Origin of the sequence: Xanthovirga aplysinae, assembly GCF_009711365.1 — a bacterium.
Lineage (GTDB): Bacteria > Bacteroidota > Bacteroidia > Cytophagales > Cyclobacteriaceae > Xanthovirga > Xanthovirga aplysinae.
The window spans coordinates 1-726 of sequence record NZ_SMMB01000215.1 but is presented as its reverse complement, the minus strand read 5'-3'; the positions used below and the strand labels follow the sequence as shown (position 1 = coordinate 726).

The 726-nt window shown below is 39.5% G+C and carries 1 protein-coding gene; it reads right to left on the bottom strand.

From position 1 onward, the window contains the following. Positions 1-123: 123 nt before the first annotated feature. Positions 124-639, bottom strand: a complete 516-nt coding sequence (locus E1171_RS00455; RefSeq protein ID WP_155203037.1) for a hypothetical protein — start codon at positions 637-639, stop codon at positions 124-126. Positions 640-726 lie beyond the last annotated feature (87 nt).

Below are 726 nucleotides of genomic sequence, written 5' to 3'. Positions count from 1 at the left end.
ACAAGTGTTTTACCTAAATGACACACAACGGTAAATGTAAAAATTGTAGCTTTGGATGTGCTGATGGCCTCGCGCGGCTATTATTTTTACATAGTGTTGTGCCCAGTGTTTATTATTTTTTTTCTATTCACCCCATAAATGGTAAACTGTCATTTCATTTTGATCCTTATTTACCATTACAAAGCCGTTTGTTAAGTTGCTATCATCTGTCCCTGGTTGAATTGAAACCCAACCGGTTTCAAAGTGGAAAACCATGGCGTCTGATGAAGTCCACCTTGGAAAGTTCTCATAAACGCTATTTGATGGTATTACCGTTGGGCTAAAACCAGTATGTGATAATGGAAATATTGGATTGTTCATGTATTTCCATTTAATAAGGTTTCTAGTCGAGTGTTGAGTACTGTCAACCAGTGTCCAACCATTTTTGGTCGCAAAATCAATTATTCTTTTTGTATTAAACGTCTCTTTATTATCAGCCGTCCAGTGTATTGCCCGATGTCCTCCCCAAGGTCCTTGGTCATTGATATGTTCGATTTGCAAGTTCTTGTCAAAGTCAGTCCAAAAACCGGCAGGTGTTATTTTACTGCAAGAGACAAGTGTTAATGTCGCAAAAGTTAATATGATCGTCAATTTCATCATTTTTTGCATTGGGCACAACGTTGGGCTGGCTGCTGTGCTTTATTCGCGTCGGCTTTTGCGCGTTGGAAAAGCATGGCAGCTCGCCAT